The organism is Paenisporosarcina sp., from assembly GCF_057785155.1.
Genome location: NZ_JBYNRN010000045.1, coordinates 1 through 19288 on the forward strand (window position 1 = coordinate 1; position 19288 = coordinate 19288).

General features: G+C 39.1%; 18 protein-coding genes, 1 tRNA gene, 1 rRNA gene, 1 other RNA gene and 1 other annotated feature. Of the genes, 3 read left to right on the forward strand and 18 right to left on the reverse strand.

The features are described 5' to 3' along the window. The 7 genes from AC3EA5_RS15855 to ffs form a co-directional block, all read right to left on the reverse strand. Positions 1-58, reverse strand: a 16S ribosomal RNA gene (locus AC3EA5_RS15855); the annotation flags it as partial. Positions 59-321: 263 nt separating this feature from the next. Continuing rightward, positions 322-582 (reverse strand): pro-sigmaK processing inhibitor BofA family protein, encoded by a 261-nt coding sequence (locus tag AC3EA5_RS15860; protein ID WP_488609220.1) that lies wholly within the window; start codon positions 580-582, stop codon positions 322-324. 63 nt (positions 583-645) lie between these two features. Beyond that, positions 646-858 (reverse strand): YaaL family protein, encoded by a 213-nt coding sequence (locus tag AC3EA5_RS15865; protein ID WP_394191915.1) that lies wholly within the window; start codon positions 856-858, stop codon positions 646-648. A 20-nt stretch (positions 859-878) separates the two neighbouring features. After that, positions 879-1475 carry a recombination mediator RecR gene (recR, locus tag AC3EA5_RS15870; protein WP_488609221.1) on the reverse strand — a complete coding sequence of 199 codons (597 nt, stop codon included), beginning with the start codon at positions 1473-1475 and terminating at the stop codon, positions 879-881. Positions 1476-1486: 11 nt separating this feature from the next. Then, positions 1487-1807: a YbaB/EbfC family nucleoid-associated protein gene (locus AC3EA5_RS15875; RefSeq protein WP_394191919.1), complete on the reverse strand. Its 321-nt coding sequence runs from the start codon at positions 1805-1807 to the stop codon at positions 1487-1489. Between the two features lie 14 nt (positions 1808-1821). Beyond that, on the reverse strand, positions 1822-3576 hold the full coding sequence (dnaX, locus tag AC3EA5_RS15880) for a DNA polymerase III subunit gamma/tau (protein WP_488609222.1): 1755 nt from the start codon (positions 3574-3576) through the stop codon (positions 1822-1824). Positions 3577-3734: 158 nt separating this feature from the next. Next, positions 3735-4000, reverse strand: an RNA gene (gene ffs / locus AC3EA5_RS15885) — signal recognition particle sRNA large type. Positions 4001-4236: 236 nt separating this feature from the next. Here ffs and AC3EA5_RS15890 point away from each other — a divergent pair. Then, positions 4237-4329 (forward strand) — tRNA-Ser (locus AC3EA5_RS15890). Between the two features lie 599 nt (positions 4330-4928). Here the strand turns inward: AC3EA5_RS15890 and AC3EA5_RS15895 are convergent. The 3 genes from AC3EA5_RS15895 to AC3EA5_RS15905 all read right to left on the reverse strand — a co-directional run bounded on the left by AC3EA5_RS15895 (position 4929) and on the right by AC3EA5_RS15905 (position 7541). Continuing rightward, positions 4929-5597 carry a deoxynucleoside kinase gene (locus AC3EA5_RS15895; RefSeq protein WP_394191923.1) on the reverse strand — a complete coding sequence of 223 codons (669 nt, stop codon included), beginning with the start codon at positions 5595-5597 and terminating at the stop codon, positions 4929-4931. Next, the gene (locus AC3EA5_RS15900; RefSeq protein WP_394191925.1) at positions 5594-6232 is read right to left on the reverse strand and encodes a deoxynucleoside kinase; all 639 of its coding nucleotides are present in this window, start codon (positions 6230-6232) and stop codon (positions 5594-5596) included. The genes AC3EA5_RS15895 and AC3EA5_RS15900 overlap by 4 nt, the downstream gene beginning before the upstream one ends. A 166-nt stretch (positions 6233-6398) precedes the next feature. Next, positions 6399-7541, reverse strand: a complete 1143-nt coding sequence (locus AC3EA5_RS15905; protein ID WP_488609223.1) for a glycosyl hydrolase family 18 protein — start codon at positions 7539-7541, stop codon at positions 6399-6401. An 85-nt stretch (positions 7542-7626) separates the two neighbouring features. Between AC3EA5_RS15905 and tadA the strand changes: the two genes are divergently transcribed. Then, positions 7627-8115, forward strand: coding sequence for a tRNA adenosine(34) deaminase TadA (gene tadA, locus AC3EA5_RS15910; protein WP_488609224.1), 489 nt, complete (start codon positions 7627-7629; stop codon positions 8113-8115). 57 nt (positions 8116-8172) lie between these two features. Here the strand turns inward: tadA and serS are convergent, their stop codons facing one another. The 4 genes from serS to pdxS all read right to left on the reverse strand — a co-directional run bounded on the left by serS (position 8173) and on the right by pdxS (position 13579). Beyond that, complete coding sequence (gene serS, locus AC3EA5_RS15915; RefSeq protein WP_488609225.1) at positions 8173-9453, reverse strand: serine--tRNA ligase; 1281 nt, start codon at positions 9451-9453, stop codon at positions 8173-8175. A 79-nt stretch (positions 9454-9532) separates the two neighbouring features. Continuing rightward, positions 9533-9749 (reverse strand) — a binding site (T-box leader). A 151-nt stretch (positions 9750-9900) separates the two neighbouring features. Then, on the reverse strand, positions 9901-11562 hold the full coding sequence (locus AC3EA5_RS15920) for a M4 family metallopeptidase (protein WP_488609226.1): 1662 nt from the start codon (positions 11560-11562) through the stop codon (positions 9901-9903). 537 nt (positions 11563-12099) lie between these two features. Continuing rightward, positions 12100-12687, reverse strand: a complete 588-nt coding sequence (pdxT, locus tag AC3EA5_RS15925; RefSeq protein ID WP_488609227.1) for a pyridoxal 5'-phosphate synthase glutaminase subunit PdxT — start codon at positions 12685-12687, stop codon at positions 12100-12102. Between the two features lies 1 nt (position 12688). Next, entirely contained in the window at positions 12689-13579 is an 891-nt protein-coding gene (gene pdxS, locus AC3EA5_RS15930; RefSeq protein WP_488609228.1) for a pyridoxal 5'-phosphate synthase lyase subunit PdxS, read from the reverse strand. 105 nt (positions 13580-13684) lie between these two features. Here pdxS and pdxR point away from each other — a divergent pair, with 105 nt between their 5' ends. Further along, entirely contained in the window at positions 13685-15094 is a 1410-nt protein-coding gene (pdxR, locus tag AC3EA5_RS15935; protein WP_488609229.1) for a MocR-like pyridoxine biosynthesis transcription factor PdxR, read from the forward strand. Between the two features lie 131 nt (positions 15095-15225). On the opposite strand, the gene AC3EA5_RS15940 is transcribed toward pdxR, so the two are convergent. The 4 genes from AC3EA5_RS15940 to AC3EA5_RS15955 all read right to left on the reverse strand — a co-directional run bounded on the left by AC3EA5_RS15940 (position 15226) and on the right by AC3EA5_RS15955 (position 19192). Beyond that, entirely contained in the window at positions 15226-16590 is a 1365-nt protein-coding gene (locus AC3EA5_RS15940; RefSeq protein WP_488609230.1) for a serine hydrolase, read from the reverse strand. Between the two features lie 148 nt (positions 16591-16738). Further along, positions 16739-18202 carry an IMP dehydrogenase gene (gene guaB / locus AC3EA5_RS15945; RefSeq protein ID WP_488609231.1) on the reverse strand — a complete coding sequence of 488 codons (1464 nt, stop codon included), beginning with the start codon at positions 18200-18202 and terminating at the stop codon, positions 16739-16741. Positions 18203-18306: 104 nt separating this feature from the next. Continuing rightward, positions 18307-18783, reverse strand: a complete 477-nt coding sequence (locus tag AC3EA5_RS15950) for a glutathione peroxidase (protein WP_488609233.1) — start codon at positions 18781-18783, stop codon at positions 18307-18309. Positions 18784-18955: 172 nt separating this feature from the next. Continuing rightward, complete coding sequence (locus AC3EA5_RS15955; protein WP_488609232.1) at positions 18956-19192, reverse strand: hypothetical protein; 237 nt, start codon at positions 19190-19192, stop codon at positions 18956-18958. Positions 19193-19288: the final 96 nt, after the last annotated feature.

The window sequence follows — 19288 nt, forward strand, 5'->3', positions numbered from 1 at the left end:
GCATGTATTAGGCACGCCGCCAGCGTTCGTCCTGAGCCAGGATCAAACTCTCCATAATAGGTGAGTCGATTAGCTCGACTTTGTTGCTGGCGTCAAAAATTTTGACGTTTATAATGAACGTTTAAGTTCAAGTTTGTTTTCGATACCGACAGGTGTCGGCGGAAGAAAACGTTTTTGCTACGATCGCCAAAGCGATCATCGCTATATTTCGTTGACGTTTTGCTGTTCAGTTTTCAAGGTTCATGTTTTGCATCGCACCTTAGCGACCTTTATTATATTACGCTATGTATTAAACAAAGTCAATACATTATTTGAAATAAGTTATAAAACAAAAGAAATCAACAACACACTTAATATTCCTGGGATTCCAAGCGTCGCAATCATTAGTCCCGAAAGGATGTTTACCGGCACATAAAAGCCGAAGAACCCAGAGATGACGTGAATTCCAAACAATACGACGAATGCCATCGCAATTCTAAACCACCAAATCGAAAAAAGTTCGATTACTTTGACTTTCGATTGTTTATTCAAAAATAAAAAAAGAAGTAATATTATACCAATCACATAAAGAGCGAGTTTCATATCGCTTTCCACCTTCCTATTAGTTGTCCACTAATATATGAAGAGATTGGTATAACATATGCTTCATTTTAAAAGTATCTTTCGAATCTTCGCTTCTTTAAATAGAAAGAAATGTTTACTCTCTGCAATTTTTCGTTGAGCAATGACGGACAGATCGTAGTCATCTAGAAAGTCTTCGATGACTTGAGCGTTCTTCCAATCTTCATTTGTCTCTCTTATTAATCGAATTAGGTTTTCATCGAATTCTTTTTTAAGTTTCCCTTTTCGAAAAAACATTTTACGCAATGCCCTCCTCTTTACAACTCGCGTCTACCTTCTAACGCTTTTGACAAGGTCACTTCATCTGCGTACTCTAAATCTCCACCGATGGGTAAGCCATGGGCAATGCGTGTAGTGCGAATGCCGGATGGTTTAACAAGCCTTGAAATATACATAGCAGTAGCTTCCCCTTCTATAGTAGGGTTCGTTGCTAATATCAATTCTTGCACTCTCTCATCCTGCAACCTTTTTAATAAGGGTGGCACATTAATGTCTTCAGGACCTATTCCGTCCATTGGAGAAATAGCGCCGTGTAGAACATGGTACAATCCGTGATAATCTCGCATTTTTTCCAAAGCTATCACGTCTTTAGGGTCTTGGACTACACAAATAATTGTGTCATCACGTTGCTTATCTTGACAGATTCGGCAAGGGTCCGTATCTGTAATATGTCCGCAAATGGTGCAAAAACTCAAATTTCGTTTTGCATCAACCAAAGCCTTTGCAAAGTCGAGAACGGTATCTTCTTTCATACCTAAAACAAAAAACGCCAGACGGGCCGCGGTTTTCGGCCCGATACCTGGCAATTTCATAAAACTATCAATGAGTTTTGATATTGGTTCAGGATAGTGCATATGGTTTCCTCCTAGAACATGCCAGGGAGGTTCAATCCCTTCGTGAATTGTCCCATCGTGGAGTTCGTTGTTTCTTCAGCTTTTTTCATTGCTTCGTTCGTAGCGATGACGATTAAATCTTGTAACATTTCAACATCTTCTGGATCAACAACAGATTCATCAAGAGCTACTTCTAATACCTCTTTATGTCCTGAAACTGTTACTTTAACCATTCCGCCTCCAGCTACACCTTCAAAGCGTTGTGTTCCCAATTCTTCTTGAGCCTCAGCCATTTGTTTTTGCATTTTTTGCATTTGCTTCATCATACCTTGCATATTTCCCATTCCGCGCATTTTAAAATTCCTCCTTAGTCATCATGTATTTCTACAAATTCTTTACCAAACAGTTTTTCAGCCTCTACAATCAATGGATCTTCTGAAGCTCTTTCCTCCGCTTGCATAAAACTCATCATTTCGTCAGCGGCTTGCTCAACATCAGAAGATTCAGGCGTAGTCGGCTTCAAGCCATTTTGACGAATAAAATCTTCACGGATTTTCATCCACTCTTCTTCAGGTACAAACAATACTTCATATGAATTCCCCGTTAAGTTAAGAAGAATCTGAGTAAAGCTACTTGAGAAGGTTTGATTATCCGCCGCCATTTGGCAATGAATATCATACTTAAATTTTAACACAAAAGCTCGCCCAGATGCGGCTACAGGTTCTGCTTCATTCAATAAAGCAGCGTGTGATTTTTGCAACTGGTTCATAATCGTTGCCCAGTGGGTTTTGATTAACTGAATATCGTCTTTTGTTGCTGTCTTTAATACTTCAGCAATTCGGCCAGTCGGCACTTTATAACCTGATTGTGATTTCGGTCGCTGACGTTTTTGAGGTTCAGTCGCTTGTTGAGCTGCCCCACCGTTTCCAGAAAGTCCTTGTCGCACTTGTTGTTCCAATGCAATTACTGTTCTTTCAAGCTGTTCGATTTTCTCCTCAAAAGGTGTTAAATCGACTGAGTGGGAAGTGACTGCCCCTTCCTTCACTTGAGACATTTTCAATAAAGCAGTTTCTAAATACACTTTTGCGTGATTTGAAAATCGCATCTCTTGTTGTGTTGCTGAAAGAATTTCAATGAATTGATATAACTTTTCTAACGAAAACTGTTCTGCAAGTTCTTTAAATTTCACTTCTGCAGAAGCTAGTTCCAGCAATTCATCTAAATCCGGTGCTGTATTCATTAACAAGAGATCTCGGAAAAACGTAATCATATCTTCTGTTAAACGTACAGGATCTTTTCCTTCTTTCATTAATTCTTCCAAAAGCATTAAAACTTTTCCAACCTCTTTGGTTAATAAAGCCTCAGCTAGTTGGTAAAACACTTCTTGTCCAATAGAACCAGTAACCAACAAAGCATCATTAACCGTCATTTCTTCTCCACTAAATGACACCACTTGATCTAACATACTGAGTGCATCTCGCATCCCACCGCTTGCGGCTTGAGCAATTACTTTCAAAGCTTGCTCATTTGAAGGGATATTGGAATCTGCAAGCACGACTTGCATACGATTGACAATGTCTGACGCTGTAATTCGTTTAAAGTCAAAACGCTGACATCTCGAAATAATTGTCAATGGCAGTTTATGAGGTTCAGTTGTTGCAAGAATGAATACCACATGTTCGGGTGGTTCTTCTAATGTTTTTAATAAAGCATTGAACGCACTGTTAGATAACATATGGACTTCATCAATGATATATACTTTGAAACGAGAATTTGCAGGTGCAAAGCGTACTTTTTCAATGACATCTCGAATTTCTTCAACACGTGAATTCGAAGCTGCATCAAATTCGATGACATCTGTGTTTGACCCATTTGTAATACTCGTACATGAATCACATTCATTACATGGTTCAGAAATCGGTGCCCGTTCACAGTTTAGTGCTTTTGCAAATATTTTGGCCGCACTAGTTTTTCCTGTTCCCCTTGGACCTGAAAACAAATACGCGTGCGTTGTTTTATTATGAAGGAGAGCATTTTGAAGGGTTTGTTTTATATGTGCTTGGCCTGACATCTCCGCAAAAGATTGCGGGCGGTAGACACGATAAAAAGCTTGATACGCCAACTGATTTCTCCCCTTATTGAATGATTTTAAACAGTCCTTTTAGTATATCATAACTAACCTGTTCTTCCCATTTCATGAAGATGAAATTTACGTTTTAAAGGCATGAAAAAAGGCGCTTGTTCGCATTGCGAACAAACACCTGAATGGAAGTATGTATACCGTGCACCTTCCTTCGACTGAAATACATAAGCGGAACCTCTGTCGTTAGCTCAGTTTAGGCGACCCTGCGGCACATGAGTAAAACCACTTAAGGCTGCTTCCTTCCGGACCTGACCTGATTCATGGACACCCATTGCGCAGGACCCAGACGTCAACACTACGTGCAAAAGTCAGACCCTACATATAAACAGCCTCGAGAAGGAGTTCAGTCTCGCTAGAGCGGATTGCGAGTTACAAGACACCGCTACCTTCCCACCTAGCACGGCATTTACTAGTATAACGATTTCAATTGAAAAAATCAATCGGTTACTATGAATATATAAACGGTACTTTTAGGAAATGAGATTCTATAGAAGTAAAAAGCGTACTTATCGGAGGAAAACCAAGAGCTAATTATTATTAATCTTTTGTAAGAAAAAACGAAATAATAAAACAATAATTTTTTTCGCTATTTTTGTTGACTTTGTTTTTTGTACATGATAAATTATATTTTGTTGACACGGAGGAATACCCAAGTCCGGCTGAAGGGATCGGTCTTGAAAACCGACAGGGGAGTCAAATCCCGCGGGGGTTCGAATCCCTCTTCCTCCTCCATACTTTCAACAAACACGCGCATATATATGGAGATTGTATTCGTTGCTTAGGTAACGAATTTTCTTCTAACATAACTAATCAGAATATTATGAAGGCGACTCCCAGGAGTCGCCTTTTTTGTTATGAACTATTTGTTGTTCATTAAGTGATAGTTTGCTGAAATTCTATCCATGCAGCGGTAATGCTAACAATCAATCAACTCACTAGATTATTGTTCATTCGTATAATTTTCATACTTCACTTAAGGGATAGATTTAATTGGTTTATTTGTCATTTATCCATTTTTTTAAGTAGATATCATTGATTGGAGCGCAAGGCGGCGACTCCAGTGGAATCAGCACGAGCTGAAAGCCCCGCAGGAAAGATGCTGGCCAATAGCCAGTGTCTTTGCGACGAGTAACCGCAGGAGCACATGTTTTGTAGTGACGAGGAGATTGAAGCCGTGTCCACGGAAAGCGTACGCCTGAAGTGGAAATCAACTTTATTTGGATTTTTTATTAGATTTTTCATTATGAAATTGATTCATTTGAAAAACAAAACAGACTGTAAAACAAACGCTTTTAAAAAGAGTTCGTTTTACAGTCTGCAGGCTTGTCCTACTATTTACGTAATAAAGATGTTTGTTGGATAAAGTGGCCAACACGCTCAACAACTGCTTCTACCGTGTCGGGATTTTTCATTAAATCGTAATCATTAATGTTTAAACGCAATACTGGACATGCATTGAATGAATTAATCCAGTTTTCATAGCGCTCGTGCATTTCATACCAATATTCAACTGGCGTCTGTTGTTCCATTGGACGTCCGCGCTCTTGAATACGACCTAAAATATCTTCGATTGAACCATCTAAATAAATCAATAAATCTGGATGTGGGAAATAAGGTGTCATAACCATTGCATCAAACAGGCTTGTATATGTCTCGTAATCCGTTAGATTCATCGTTCCTTTTTCCATATGCATTTTTGCGAAAATGCCTGTATCTTCGTAAATTGATCGATCTTGAATAAATCCTCCACCGAATTCAAAGATACGTTTTTGTTCTTTAAAGCGTTCTGCTAAGAAATAGATCTGCAGGTGAAAACTCCATTTTTCAAAATCATCATAAAATCGATCTAAGTATGGGTTAGCATCTACTTTTTCAAATGATGTTCGGAATTGCAATGCATCTGCCAAAGCCTTCGTCATTGTTGATTTACCAACACCTACTGTACCGGCTATCGTGATGACAGCATTTTTAGGGATACCATATTTTTCGCGTAAGTTCATACTTGGAGACTCCTTTTTTCTAACGTTTCTTGTACTTGATCTAAAATCCATGTCAAATCACTTTCATTTTGAACAAAATCGATTTCGTCTCCATTAAAACGAAGAACTGGTATTTCAGGATGTGTTTCTTCAAAATGCTGAATGAACGTATGATAATCAGCAGATAACTGTTCCATGTATTCGGCCGATATCATTTTTTCAAATTCACGACCACGTAACGCAATACGTTTCATCAATGTGTCTAAGCTTGCATGCAAATAAATGACCATGTTTGGCTTCGGCATATCATGAGTTAACGTTCGGTATATTGTTTCATACTTTACATATTCCTCAGGTTGTAACGTACGTTTTGCAAAAATAAGGTTTTTGAAGATGTGATAATCAGCTACAACGGGTTGTTGTTTCGATATGTATTTTTTTTGAATGTCACTTAACTGCTTGTAACGATTACAAAGGAAAAACATTTCCGTTTGGAAGCTCCACTCTTCAATATCTTCATAGAATTTATTCAAAAACGGATTTTCATCCACAATTTCTTTTAACAGATGAAAATTATTCGTATCAGCGATGGCTTTTGATAGCGATGTTTTTCCAACGCCAATCGGGCCTTCGACTGTGATAAATGGGATCGGCATCAGATATCTCCTTTAATAGAGGTATTCAATAGGAACTTCACAAAGTGTGGATTTATCCTTTTGAAATTTTACTTATTGTTCAATATCAATCAGTGCTTTTAATTCTAACATAGCAAGAAAATGAAAAACAGAGCCAAAATCTACTTTTCCAAAGAGGAAAAGTGATTTAGCTCTGCACCTTTTTCACTTGAAACAATTCATTTAATAAAAGCCAGTTTTGAGGGAATGGGAAACCGATATGCCAGTAACTTATGCCTCGTAACCCTAACTCTTTGATTAACTCAAACTTAGCGTTTATTGACCTTGCATCTTCAAACCATACAACATGTTCTTTGCCATCTAACCAATAATTAAAGTAAGGTGCTTGGGATTTTGTATCGTACGAAATAGCTGCATTTCTTTCTCTTGCCAATTCAATTGCTTGTTTTGGACTCAGAGCTCTAGCGTTCGGGTTACCTACTTTAAAAGGCAACGTCCAATCATAGCCATACAAATTTTGCCCCATCATAATCTTGTTTCCTGGTATTTCGGTTAAGGCATAGGTTAGAACTTCTCGAACTGGACCAATTGGTGAAACGGCCATCGGTGGTCCACCGCTGTATCCCCATTCATACGTCATAATAACAACAAAATCAGCTACCTCACCAATTTGCTTATAATCATGACCTTCATACCACTTACCAACTTGAGTAGCAGATGTTTTAGGCGCTAGTGCGACAGATAATGCCAAGCCTTTCGCAGCCTCTTTTAATTTCTTTAAAAAATCAACGTACGCTTGTCGATCTTCTTTGCGTAAATATTCAAAGTCGACATGAATGTCTTTCGCATTTTTCGCCTTTGCTTCGGCTAAAATATTTTGAATCAGTTTGTCTTGAATGGCAGGATCAGCAAATATCGCTTGCGCGAGCGTATCACTGAATGCACCATCTTCAATATTAGAAATAACAATGGCAGCAATGATATTTTCATCCGCAGCAATCTGTTCAAGTCCGTTCCAATTTAACGGGGTTAATGAACCATCGCGCTTCACATCATATGAGAAAGGCATCATATACGTCAGCAATGGTCCTCGCTTTTTAACTTCGTCCAGTAAGCTTTGTGCTGGCCGTTCCGTATACCATTCCACATATGCATTCGATTCAATAGTTGGCCGAGAAGGATCAGGCGCACCTGGAATGACGAGTGTCTGACCAATGACTAACACATCCGGATCTTCAAGTTCATTTAAAGTAGCCAGATTTGCTGCATTCACATTAAATCTATTAGCGATTGAGTACAAGCTATCTCCGGACTTCACAACATAAATCATGAGTACCCTCCTTTACAACATCTCCTAAAACGATATGCGACAGGTGAATAAAACATGCTACACTAAACACAAGGAGCGATGACGAATGGATGCAATGGAAACAAATCGCCATTATATGCGAGAAGCTTTAATAGAAGCTGAAAAAGCTGCGATGTTAGGTGAAGTTCCAATCGGGGCTGTTATTACCTATAAGGGAGAAATAATAGCTCGTGCTCATAATTTAAGAGAAACCACTCAAAATGCAACGACACACGCAGAATTGATAGCGATTCAAGAGGCGTGTCAAAAAATAGGAAGCTGGCGTTTAGAAGAAACCACTCTTTATGTCACGCTTGAGCCTTGTCCTATGTGTGCGGGAGCTATTTTACAATCTCGTATTCCGCATGTGGTGTACGGCGCACGTGATGCAAAGGCAGGATGCGTAGACTCACTTTACCGTTTACTGAATGATGAGCGCTTTAATCATGAATGCGAAGTAACAGAAGGTGTCCTTGCAGACGAATGCGGCGGAATTCTCACCACATTTTTCCGTCAATTACGCGAACAAAAAAAGAACCAGAAACGAAACCGATAATCGGTTCTTTTCTGGTTTTTTTATTTCATTTTTAAAAGTTGTTCCGCTAAACAAAGTCTATTTTTTAGCAATGACTTCTTTCCCACCCATATATGGAAGTAAAACTTCAGGAATGATAACAGATCCATCTTCTTGTTGGAAGTTTTCTAAAATAGCAGCTACTGTACGACCAAGTGCTAAGCCACTTCCGTTTAATGTATGAACGAATTCTGGTTTTCCACCCGCTTCGCGACGGAAACGAATATTCGCACGACGAGCTTGGAAATCTTCAAAGTTACTGCAAGAAGAAATCTCACGGTATACACCTTGAGCTGGAATCCATACTTCAATATCGTATTTTTTCGCTGCCGTAAATCCTAAATCAGCTGTACACATTTTCAGAACGCGGTATGGCAGTCCCAATAATTGAAGAACTTTTTCAGCATGTCCAGTTAACTTCTCCAACTCGTTGTAAGAATCATCTGGGCTAACAAAACGAACCAATTCGACTTTGTTAAATTGATGCTGGCGAATCAACCCACGAGTATCGCGACCTGCAGATCCCGCTTCAGAACGGAAACATGCACTATATGCAGCAAACCCTTGTGGCAGCATATCATTCGTTAAAATTTCATCACGATAGAAATTTGTAACCGTTACTTCTGATGTTGGAATCAAGAAGAAATCTTCTTTTTCAATTAAGAATGCATCTTCTTCAAATTTAGGCAATTGACCAGTACCCGTTAAACTCGCACGATTCGCTAAGTACGGTGGTAGCATTTCTTCATAACCATGCTCTTCTGTATGAAGGTCGATCATAAAGTTCATCAACGCTCGCTCTAAACGCGCACCCAGTCCACGGTAAAATAAGAAACGGCTACCCGTTGTTTTTGCTGCACGTTCAAAATCAATAATATTTAAGTCTGTCGCAATATCCCAATGCGGTTTTGGCTCAAAATCAAATTCACGAATTTCTCCCCATTTTCGGTCTTCAACATTATCGTCTTCCGTTTCGCCAACTGGAACACTCTCATGTGGAATATTAGGAAGACGCATCATCATATCCTCAAACTTCGCCTCTACTTCTCGAAGCTCATCGTCAATCACTTTAATTTCGTCACCTACTTCACGCATACGAACAATTAAATCATCAGCATTTTCTTTATTACGTTTCATTGTAGCAATTTGACCTGATACTTCATTACGTTCTGCTTTTAACACTTCTGCTTTACCGATTAATTCACGACGTTTCCCATCTAACTCGGCAAATTGATCGAAATTCCCGAGGTCTTCGCCACGCTTTTCTAATTTTGCTTTCACTTCTTCATAATTATCTCTTACGCGTTTTACATCTAACATGTATTTTCCTCCTTTGAATGGTGATGATGGAAAGTGAAATAAGACTTTTAGACAACAAAAAAAGCCCTCCATCCCCTTGGAAAGGGACGAGAGCTACCCGCGTTGCCACCCTGATTGACTTGTTCATTACAAACAAATCCACTTGTCTCATAACGGCTTTTCAACCGGCTACAACTTACTATTCGTTCAGTTGCGCAACTCCAGGACGGATTCACAAGTGTTTTTACCGGCTTGCACCACCCGCCGGCTCTCTAGAAAAAACAGAGCTTGTTACTACTTCCCATCATCGTTTCATATGTGAAATTAAACATACTTTACTACATGATGTGACATTTGGCAAGCACCTATTCACTTTAGAAAAACACAGCTTGCACCAAAAATGGTGCTAGCTGTGTCTTGTCTTATACCGATATTCTTAAACTAATACGTAAAATAAATAACGTATCTTTAATTTACACCTACTGCACTAAATGCCGCTTTCACACTCGTCACTTCAGCACTGCTAGCTCCGTATAAATCCGTAGCCGCTTGTACAGATGCTGCACGATACTGACTGAATGTAGAGTTAGGAGTTAAATATTGAGTTAAAGTTCGATAGAATATCTTCCCTGTCTTATCGTTACCAATTCCAGTTACGCTTACACCGTAGTGTGTTCCACCATTTGATAATAAGTAAGCGGCTTTGTTACTGATACCACTGTTCCAGTGAACTCCACCGTTATCTGATGTTCCGATATAACGATTTGAGTAATGATCTGGATCGCCACTTTCAGTTGGGTCAGCCATTGAACGAAGCGCATCGCCAGCAGTTGATGGTGTGTAGATGTCTTCACCAATCTGCCAATCTGGATTGTTATTAAAATGGTATTCAACTAATGTACCAAAAATATCAGACATAGACTCATTGATAGCCCCAGATTCATTTTGATAAATCAGGTCTGCTGTTGTATCTGTAACTGCATGTGTTAATTCATGAGCGATTACATCAAGTGCCCCAGATAACGGGATGAATGTTGAACCATCGCCATCTCCATAAACCATTTGAGACCCGCTCCAAAATGCATTATTGTAATTACGTCCATAATGCACAGTTGAGATTAGTTGTGCCCCATTTCCATCATAACTATTACGTGCATGTACATCTTTATAATAATCATATGTTTGTGCCGCATACGCATGAGCATCAACAGCAGCACCATCGTAAGCTGCATTGTATACGTTATCTGCATCTAACCATAATGTTCCTGGCGTACGAGTTCGGTTTTTTGCATCATATGTAAAAATACCATTTCCTCGCGTGCGATCCACTAAGTATGATCCATTACTATTTGTTACTGTATTAAACGATTTAGAATCTCCTAACACACCTTTACCAGTTCCCACTGTATTTGTTCCTGTTGGTGAAGTGACGCCTTCACTCGGTTTAGCTTCATGGATTTGATTATACGAATTTAAAATTTCTCCAGTTTGGGCATCCACGAAGTATTGATAATTCCCTGGTGAAGGATAAAGGAATTCAAATTCTACTGCATAAGCGAACTTCGCTTCTCCATCTTTTGTATAAACAACAAACTGCGGAGTCGCTTCATGTTCTAACTCAGGCGTTTCTCCTAATTTTGATTCCAAATCTTTTGCTGCTGTTGCCACTGCATCAGCTCGTTTTACTTTAGATCCTTCTTTTAAAGCTGCTTTTTTATCAAGTTCAGGTGCAACTTCCCCAGAAACCGCTGTTAGTACGCCTTCTTTATTAACATGAGCTGTAACAACTGCTCCAAATACAGGAACACCTTTATAAATTTGTTGTAATTTTAGTTGTGTAAAGCCAAGTTCATCTTTTGACTCTTTAACAACTTTAAAGCTTGAAAATGGATCATTGCTAAATTTATAAACTCCTTGTTTTTGTGCAAGAAAGTCAAATACTATTTCTTTTGCTGCTTTTTTCGATGGCGCTGATAGTTTACCTGAAATAAAGTTTGGTGCTTTACTATTTTCATTTACATGAATCTTTTCAGAAATCCCGCTACCAGGTGCTGCGTATACCGGTGCAATCGCAGCAGACAATGCCATCGTTGCCGCTAAACTTAAACTTACTAATTTCTTCTTCTTCACTCAACTTCACTCCTCAAATTCTGAAAGTTCCGATATTTTATCGGCTAATTCACATTCTAACTTTTTAACTATTCAGAATATATAGGAAACGAAGACTGTTTTTATTTGGAGATTTACGGGTTTATTTTCCTGTGCATCCAACTGCGTTTTTTATAAATTTAGGATTTAATAAAAAATTCCTAGTCAAATATAGTCCACAGTCACGTGATTCTTGGAATTTGTGGCAAAATTGAAAAACCAACCATATGGTAGGTCTCAGTTTTTTGTAAATCATCAATGTTGTTTTCAAAGAGGTTGCCACTTGTAAGCGCAGTCTCAAAAAAATCACTAATTTTAGTAGGAAAGTGGTCGGGCTATTTCTGAAGACTCCTGCGGAAAAACGAAACATGCTAGACCCCACAGGCAACGAATTGTGCACAATTCGTTTGCGACGAGTAACCGCAGGAGCATAGGTTTTTAACAGCCAAGGAGGCTGGCGTTTCGTCCGCGGAAAGCGAAAGAAATAGCAGACCACCTGTATTTTCAAACTTAAAGGTCTCAAGTTTTTTGTTTGATATGGTTTTCAACAAGTTTAACAAAATAAGCTGTTATACGATGATCATCTGTAAGTTCAGGATGGAATGAACAGCCAAGAAATTGACCTTGTTGGGCCATTACAATGCGGCCATTATGTTCACATAAAACCTTAGTAGTAGAGCCTACCTCTGTAATATGAGGAGCTCGAATAAATACCGCTGGGAAGTCTTCCGCTACTCCGTGAATAGACAAGTTCGCTTCAAAGCTATCAACTTGGCGGCCAAAAGAATTTCGTTCTACGGTTACGTCCATTACCCCAAGATGAGATTGGTCATAATTAACGAGTGATTTCGCTAAAAGAATGAGTCCTGCACATGTTCCAAACATGGGATGTCCTTCGTTCGCAAATGTACGAAGGGGTTCCATCATGCCATATAAATCGATTAGACGTCTCATCGTCGTGCTTTCGCCACCAGGTAAAATGAGACCATCAATACCGATCAAATCTTCTGCACGTTTTACAAGCACCGCATTGGCACCACAAGCTTCAATAGAAGTGACATGTTCTCTTACTGCTCCTTGCAGAGCTAATACGCCTATTTTCACCATCTTATAGCACTCGGTCCTGCATACGATCTTTCGCTTCCAAACGAGAAATTTCAATACCTTTCATTGGCATTCCAAGGTCTTTTGAGATTTCGACAAGTAATTTATAGTCTTGATAATGAGTTGTTGCTTCAACAATCGCACGTGCAAATTTTGCTGGGTTATCTGACTTAAAGATACCTGATCCAACGAAGACACCATCCGCTCCAAGCTCCATCATTAATGCAGCATCTGCAGGAGTTGCTACGCCTCCTGCTGCAAAGTTAACAACCGGTAAACGACCTAAACGTTTAATTTCAAGTAATACATGGTAGGGTGCTCCCAAAATTTTTGCTTCTGTCATTAACTCATCATCATTCATGTGAATGACATTGCGAACTTGTGCATGTAATTTACGTAAATGACGAACTGCCTCCACGATATTCCCTGTTCCTGGTTCCCCTTTTGTACGAAGCATGGAAGCTCCTTCACCGATTCGACGCGCTGCTTCACCCAAGTCTTTATTTCCACAGACAAACGGCACTGTGAATTGACTCTTAATCAAGTGGTACTCTTCGTCTGCAGGAGTTAAAACTTCTGATTCATCAATATAGTCAACACCCATCGCTTCAAGCATGCGTGCCTCTGAAATATGACCAATACGCGCTTTCGCCATCACTGGAATCGTCACAGCATTCATCACTTCTTCTGTGATACGAGGGTCAGCCATACGAGCTACGCCACCAGCCGCCCGAATATCAGAAGGTACACGTTCTAGTGCCATTACTGCTACTGCACCTGCTGCTTCCGCAATTCGTGCTTGTTCCGCGTTAATTACGTCCATAATGACGCCACCTTTTTGCATTTCTGCCATGCCTCGCTTCACACGATCCGTACCCGTTAGATGTTGATTCATATTGATAAATCCTCCATTCCATAATAATCTTTAGTATAATGAAATATGACCATAATAAAAGTGTCAGTTTCCTCTTTATTAACATGGTCAGAAGGAGTGGAAACGATGGATATGTGGTTAATCCAATTAAATAAAACCTCACAAACTCCCCTTTATGCCCAACTTTACGAAGAGATGAAAGAGGCCATTATTAGAGGTGATTTACTCGTTGGAACCAAATTGCCTTCGAAACGAAAATTAGCTGAATTTTTATCCATCAGCCAAACAACAATAGAATTAGCCTACGCGCAACTAGTCGCAGAAGGTTTTATTTCTTCAGTATCTAGACGCGGCTTTTTTGTAGAAGAAGTGGCAGAACTAGCTTATGTAGAACAACCACTTGAAATTGCAGATGAATTGGAGTCTGTGAAACCGAATTATTCAATCGACTTTCATTCCGGAAAAATAGACACATCGGCCTTTCCGTTCAATCAATGGCGGAAGTATGCAAAGGATGTACTAGATGAGTCCTCTCGCGACTTATTATTACTCGGACACCCTCAAGGGGATTTAGAGCTACGACAAGAAATTGCGAGCTATTTATATTCATCGCGAGGTGTACGATGTGCGCCTCAACAAATTATTTTAGGTTCAGGTACGGAACAATTAATGCCTTTGTTAATTCGCTTGCTTGGAAAGCAGTCTGTTTATGCTATTGAAAATCCTGGCTATCCGTTAACTCACCATATATTTGTGAATCATGATCGTTCTGTCATTCCCATACCTGTAGATAGTGATGGCATGAATGTGAATGAATTAGAGAAAACGGATGCCTCTGTCGCGTATGTCACTCCATCTCATCAGTTTCCAACAGGTGCCATTCTTTCAGCATCTCGACGAGTTCAACTACTGAATTGGGCTTCTGCTAAAGAAGGACGCTACATTATAGAGGATGATTATGATAGTGAATTTCGTTATATCGGAAAACCGATTCCCTCCCTGCAAGGAATTGACCAAAGTGAGCGTGTGATTTATATCAGTACATTTTCTAAATCGTTAATGCCATCATTAAGAATGGCCTATTTAGTGTTGCCAATGCATATTTTACAAGAGTACCGAAAAACATTCCCTTATTATTCGTCAACGGTTCCTAGACTCGATCAGCATGTTTTGGCTCAATTTATGAATGCCGGCCATTTCTCTAAACATTTAAATCGCATGAGAAAGATATACCGTAAAAAACTAGAGAAACTCACTTCTTCTCTGGCTGACTATGCGCCACTTGTACAAATATCAGGGGAACAAGCAGGGATGCATATTGTCTTAACGATTGATCTTGAGAAAACCGACAAAGAACTCGTCGAATTAGCCTTGGATCAGGGAATCCGGGTTTATGCACGGTCTGAATATATGGTGACTTCTAATGACCAATCATCAAAACCACAAATCTTACTTGGCTTTGGCGGATTTTTAGAAACCGAAATTGAAAAAGCCGTTCAATTGTTAATGGATGCATGGGGAATATCATCTACGTGAAATAAGAAAACACAACTTGTCTAATGATAAGACAAGATGTGTTCCCTAAAGCTGTTATTCTATTTAATCAAAGTAAAATAGAAAAAGACCGTGAGCTCTCAGTTTAATGAGAGTTCACGGTCTTTTTTAGTTTAAAATAAACCAGTTACGAAACCTTTTGCTCCATCCCAAAGGTTAGCAAAGAAGTGACCAACTGCTTGAAGTCCTAATGAGAACCAGCTTGCGCGTTCTACCGCATCGTTTGTAACGACGTTAGAAGTAGCTGATTTACCAGTAATATACCCATAATCAGTTCCTTCAGATTTAACAACTTCAACTTGTCCAACTACTTCATCTGCTTTGATCGCAGCTTCTAAAGATCCGTCTGTTAGTTTCTTTTTATCGATCACTAACTTAGGTACATACAAATCTTTTTCACTCGTTTTAACAACCATTTCAATTGGATCTTTCACTGTAATGCCAACGAAGTCTTCTTTCCCTTTTTGCACTGGCAGTTGTTTTTGATCTTTAAACTTGTAACCAGCAGGAACAATTTCTTCTTTTGAAAATTGAGAGAATCCGTAATTGAATAAAGCCGCAGTTGCATCAAAACGAGCTTTATAAGAACCTTGACCTTTTGAATCTACAGCTTTTGTAACAACCGCAATGACTCGCATGCCGTCTTTCGTAGCTGTTCCAGTGAAACAATGTCCAGCGAAATCAGTCGTACCTGTTTTTAACCCGTCAACAGTGGCATTTGCATTTTTGTATTCAAAAACAAGACCTGGAAGCATGAAGTTCCAGTTGTCCATTTTAATCTCATCAGACGTTCCTTCACGGAATTTCATCGTTTTAATACTAGTTGTTTCTAATACTTGAGGATAATCTTTCATTAAATGATAAGCAAGTTTAGCGACAGATTTTGCAGGCATCACATTTTCATCCGTTTCGCCTGTTCCTTCTGGATGGCTTCCTTGTAAGTCTGCATTATTTAGTCCAGTCGAATTGACAAATTTGTAGCCTTCTAATCCTAATTCGTCGGCTTTTTTATTCATCATCGCAACAAATTCTGTTTCAGTTCCAGCAATGGTTTCAGCGATTGCAATTGTCGCAGCATTTGCTGAGTAAATCGCCATCGCTTCATACAATTCTTTTATCGTATACGAATCATCTTCACGTAATGGAACATTACTTAAACGTCGATCTTGTGAAATTCGATACGTATAATCAGTTACTGAGTAACGTTGGTCCCACTTAATTTGACCCTTTTCAATTGCTTCAAACATTAAGTACTCAGTCATCATTTTTGTCATACTAGCAATTCCTAAAGCTGTATCTGCATTTTGTTCATATAAAATTTTTCCTGAATCCGCGTCAATTAAAATCGCACTATCTACCAATAAACCTAAGTTATCATCTGCAGCATCTGCTGATTTAGGTTGTGCTACAACCGCGCTCACCAATAACATAGGTAAGATTAACCAGCGTACTAGCGCCTTGTTCCATACACTTTTCACTTTTTTAGAACCTCCGCCATTCTCATTTTTCCTTTTTCCCTTGCTCATTCTATCATAAATTACGTCTCACCGGCATACTACATGAAAAAAGCACCCATTCTGCCTAATAAAAAGACGCAGAATAGGTGCTAAAGTTTCGCTTTTTAAATTAAATAGAATAGTTTGGAGCTTCTTTCGTAATTTGGACATCATGTGGATGACTTTCACGAAGACCTGCACCTGTCATACGAATGAACTGTGAACGTTCACGTAAATCAGTTAAATCCTTCGTTCCGCAATAACCCATACCTGCACGAATACCGCCCATCAATTGATGAATCGTATCTGAAAGTGGCCCTTTATAAGGAAGTCTTCCTTCAATACCTTCGGGAACCAATTTCTTCGCATCATCTTGGAAGTAACGATCTTTTGACCCTTTTTCCATAGCACCAATTGAGCCCATACCGCGATATACTTTAAAGCGGCGTCCTTGGAATATTTCAGTATCTCCAGGACTTTCAGATGTACCTGCAAGCAAGCTACCCAACATAACAACATGTCCACCAGCAGCCAAAGCTTTTACAATATCACCTGAATACTTAATGCCACCATCTGCAATAATCGTTTTTCCATGTTTACGAGCTTCCGATGCACAATCATATACAGCAGTAATTTGTGGTACGCCCACACCTGCAACTACACGGGTTGTACAAATAGAACCTGGACCAATTCCTACTTTAACAACGTCAGCACCAGCTTCGTATAATGCCGCCGTACCTTCAGCTGTTGCCACATTCCCTGCAATAATATCTAAATCAGGGTGATTTGCACGAATTGAACGAATGGTATCTAGCACACCTTTTGAATGGCCATGTGCCGTATCAATGACAATCACATCCACTTGTGCTTTCACCAAATGTTCAACGCGTTTCATTGTATCAGAAGTTACTCCTACTGCAGCTCCAACGAGCAATCGACCGTGATGATCTTTCGCAGCATTTGGAAATTCAATTACTTTTTCAATATCTTTGATGGTAATTAACCCTTTTAACATGCCGGCTTTATCAACAATTGGAAGCTTTTCAATCTTATACTGTTGAAGGATTTTTTCTGCATCTTCAAGAGTTGTCCCAACTGGCGCCGTAACTAACTTTTCTTTCGTCATTACTTCATCGATCGTTAACGAATAGTCTTGAATGAAACGTAAATCGCGATTCGTAATAATTCCGACTAATTTTAACTCTTCTTTATTATTTACAATCGGTACACCCGAGATACGATATTTGCCCATTAAATGTTCTGCATCAAATACTTGATGAGTTGGAGTAAGGAAGAAAGGATCCGTAATGACGCCATTTTCAGAGCGTTTTACAGTAACAACTTGTTCAGCTTGATCTTCGATACTCATATTTTTATGAATGACACCAAGTCCACCTTGACGTGCCATAGAAATAGCCATTGCTGCTTCAGTAACAGTATCCATACCAGCACTAATAATAGGTATGTTTAACTTCACTTTATCTGTTAATTGAACAGACAAATCAACATCCTTCGGTAACACATCAGATTTACCTGGAACTAATAATACATCATCGAAAGTTAAGCCTTCTTTAACAAATTTAGATTCCCACATATTCTCCTTCTCCTCCTATATGCTCTTGAATATTATTGTAAGGTTATCAGCGGCTACAAAGACTGTCAAGAAGCTTTAATTAGAAAGAGTATTCACATTTTTCCTTAAATATATTTCAGTAAATCATCTTCAATTTTTTTAGGAGAAGATTGAGGTGCATAACGTTTAACCACTTTACCATCAGGATCAACTAAAAATTTTGTAAAGTTCCATTTAATGTCTTCAGTCAATAAACCCTTTTTTTGTGAAACCAAATATTCGAACAAAGGATGAGCTTGATCACCTTTTACATTAATTTTTTTAAACATAGGAAAAGATACACCATAATTTAATTGGCAAAATTCCATTGTATCTTTCATGTCTGCAAACTCTTGATCACTAAATTGATCACTAGGAAAACCTAATACAACAAGACCTTGATCTTTATATTCTTCATACAACTCCTGTAACTCTTTAAACTGTGGTGTAAAACCACATTTACTAGCAGTATTTACAATAATCATTGGCTTACCCTCATATTCGCGCAATGACACGTCCTCACCATTTGAATTCGTTGCAGTAAAATCATATATATTTGTCATCATATTCACTACATCCCTTCTTTTTTTCAATCTATGTAGTTAACATATCGAGTTCATACGCATTGTACAAGTAAAAGGACTCTATGAACCTGCTCATTAGAGACTGGAGAAAACGTTGGATCTTTTATTGGGTAAATGGCTCAATCACTTTATCAATCGTACGATACCCAATTCAATAGATGTCACCAACAGAAATGGCTGCATTAGCAGCCCAATTTGTCTTTTTACGCTTCGCTACAAGCACGTTAAATTGTTTGGAATTCGTGAATTTTAGAATGTGTGGCTCGAATCCTTGAATAGGCCAGTCCAATTCTAGAATAGCACCGTCCAAATGGAGAACAGCCTCATCCAATCCTTGAATACCACCCGCGAAATGGAGAATGACACGATATCCCCCTACCACACTCAACCTAAAAAAGAACACAAAAAAACCAGTACCTCTCGGTACTGATTTCTTAGTGCCTAGCGACGTCCTACTCTCACAGGGGGAAACCCCCAACTACCA